2 protein-coding genes and 1 pseudogene are annotated in these 2,647 nt (G+C 59.2%); 2 read left to right on the plus strand and 1 reads right to left on the minus strand.

Annotated features, from left to right (window positions below; all coding sequences use genetic code 11):
- Positions 1–260: 260 nt before the first annotated feature.
- A complete protein-coding gene (locus tag IWX63_RS16450; protein WP_199279228.1) occupies positions 261–1,193 on the minus strand; it encodes a DMT family transporter in 933 nt (310 codons plus the stop codon).
- A 144-nt stretch (positions 1,194–1,337) separates the two neighbouring features.
- Between IWX63_RS16450 and IWX63_RS16455 the strand changes: the two genes are divergently transcribed.
- Positions 1,338–2,237 carry a LysR family transcriptional regulator gene (locus IWX63_RS16455; RefSeq protein ID WP_199279229.1) on the plus strand — a complete coding sequence of 300 codons (900 nt, stop codon included), beginning with the start codon at positions 1,338–1,340 and terminating at the stop codon, positions 2,235–2,237.
- Positions 2,238–2,446: 209 nt separating this feature from the next.
- Positions 2,447–2,551, plus strand: a pseudogene (locus tag IWX63_RS16895) (recombinase family protein); the annotation flags it as partial.
- Positions 2,552–2,647: the final 96 nt, after the last annotated feature.

The raw sequence follows: 2,647 nt of genomic DNA on the forward strand, positions 1-2,647 counted from the left end.
AGGAACTCCCATCATCGGAAGGCCTCGACCTCTATCCCGCCACCGACGCGCCCCACCCCGACCACTCCGCCTGCACTCTCAATTACCAAGAGCCCGTTACGGTCCGGGATCCCCCCCACGGCGACTGAAAGTCGTGCAAATTCATACGTGGGTCTGCATAGGCCAAAACCTCCTGTTATCCAATCTCCAGGTCCCGTTTCCGCGGGGCGAAACAGTCACGGTGTGGGACGTCGCCCTGTCGATAGTTATTTGCCCGTCCGTTATGCCCCGCCCGTGGGGTTTGTCGGGTGAAGTAGCGGAGGCGTTTGTGTGGTTCGGTGGCGCGTTTCGGCTCGTAGTCCAAGGTAGAGACCGGTGACGATGAGTGTGGCGCCCGCAATTCCGGGGAGGGCGAGTGTGTCGTGGCCAATGGTGATGCCGATGAGGACCGCCCAGATGGGTTCGGTGCCCATGAGAAGGCTCGCCCGTGAAGCTGAGGTTTGTTGGATAGCCCAGGTCTGGACGAGAAAGGCGAAGACACTGCAGGCCAGGCCAAGGTAGAGCACGCCAAGCCATTCTTGTCCCGTGAAGGATCCCACGGCGTCGAGCACTGCGTTGTGGTCGGCGACCGTGTAAAGGAGTGCGCAGACAGCGCTTTGGATCAGTGTGAGATTCAGGGGATTATAGTCGCGTCCTTTGGTGAGAGCGGACACCGCTGTTACGTGTGCTGATCGCACGATCGCTGCTGCGAGCATCAACAGATCCCCGAGCGTGGGCATGGCGAACCCGTCGCCTGAAACAAGGAGGCATACCCCGACGACGGCGATCACCCCAGCGATGAATATCTGTCGAGGCACTTTTGTGCGGAACGCGATGCTTTCCGTGATGGGGGTGAAGACGATGACCAAGCTGATGATCAGCCCGGCGTTGGTGGCGCTGGTGCCGGCGATCCCATAGGTTTCCAGGATCAACACTGCTGCTTGAGTGAGACCGAGCACCGCGCCGACAAGACCTTCCCGTCGGCTAAATCGTCGTCGTTTCCAGATCAGCCAGGTCCCGGCCAATGCAATGGTCGTGATGAGGAAGCGAAACGCTAGGATGACGGTGACGTCGACGGTATCGGTAAGTGATTTCGCGGCGAGGTAGCTACTACCCCAAACGATCGCAACGAGGAGTAGGAGCAGATCCACTTTGTGCGTGGAGAGGAAGGACACGCTTGATCGGGGGCCTTCGGAGCGAAGGGTGGGCGCCGCGTCGGAAGGGACAGGTGTTTGAGATTGGGGCACTTATTCAGTGTTGCTGGTTCCGACCAGTAAGACTAGGTGGCAACTTGTGAAGCGTCGGTTTAGTCTGGCCTTATGGATATGACCCAGTTGAAGTTGTTGCGCGAGTTGGGAGAGCGGGGCAGTCTTGCTGCAGTGGCAAGGGCGTCGCATGTTTCAGCGTCCGCGGTGTCGCAGCAGTTGAGTGCTTTGCAGCGCGGTGTGGGTGTCGCTTTGACGGAGCGCCGTGGCCGGAATCTTGTTCTCACTGGTGCCGGGCAGGCGCTTGCGAGGGCAGCGGTCGATATTGGTGTGGCGATGAGTTCTGCGGAACAAGCGGTCAGTGACTATATGCAAGATCCCGGTGGGGTGGTGAGTATCTGTGCTTTCAACAGTGCGGGACTGACCTATTTCGGTCCGCTCCTCACCTCGATGCTGGGGACCAGTCAACCGAGCGTGGCCTGTCACGATCGGGATGTGGGTCAAGATGACTTTCCTGCGCTGGCGGCCGACTTCGATCTGGTGATCGCCCATCGCCTTGAGCACAGCGCACCTTGGCCTGCAACGGTCACCGTGCTGCCACTGGTGCGTGAGCCGTTGGACGTTGCCATGTCTGTGCGGCATCGTCTAGCCGATCAATTTATGGTCAGTGTCATGGATCTGGCGGAGGAGGAATGGATTTCGGTTCAGGATGGATTCCCTCTGGTCCCCGCGTTGGAAAGCATCGCTGTGCACGCAGGCAAACCTTTACGGGTCACGCATCACATTAACGAATTCTTTATCGCGGCCGCAATCGTCTCTGCCTGCCCTGCGGTGGCATTGATGCCTCGCTACACTGCCGCACCTCGCCCCGACAGCGGAATAGTTCTCAAACCGCTCAGCGATCTACATCTAGCCAGGCGCGTGGACATCCTTTGCCGACCCGAAGCTCTACACCGGGCAGCCGTCCGAAACGTCGTTACCGCACTTCAAAAAAACGCGGCCAGCCCACACTGAAGCAAACATCACTGGCAATGTCGGGTGAGCGATCGCCAATAGGACGACAGGACCGCCAACTGAAGCTGCGATTAACCGCCATTCCTGGCTAACAGTCACACCCCGCCGCTCCACCGGTCTGACTGTCTTGCTACTATGTGTTTCAACGGGTCGCTGGTTCTGGTGACGCAGGCGTTGGTTGCGAGACACTTTTGGGACGGAATCGGCATATGGGCAAGTTGATTGGTTATGCGAGGGTTTCCACCCGGGCGCAGGACACCGATCGCCAGGCGAAGGACCTTCTCGCCGCGGGCGTCCGGCGGGACGACCTTTACAGGCTCTTCACGGTTCGTGGGGAATGGCGTGCTGAGGTGAGTGTCATGCCGCCGTCCGGGTGGCACTGGTAAGCAGGATACGGGATCGATAATTGT

The organism is Arthrobacter sp. CAN_A2 (assembly GCF_015752045.1).
GTDB lineage: Bacteria > Actinomycetota > Actinomycetes > Actinomycetales > Micrococcaceae > Arthrobacter_D.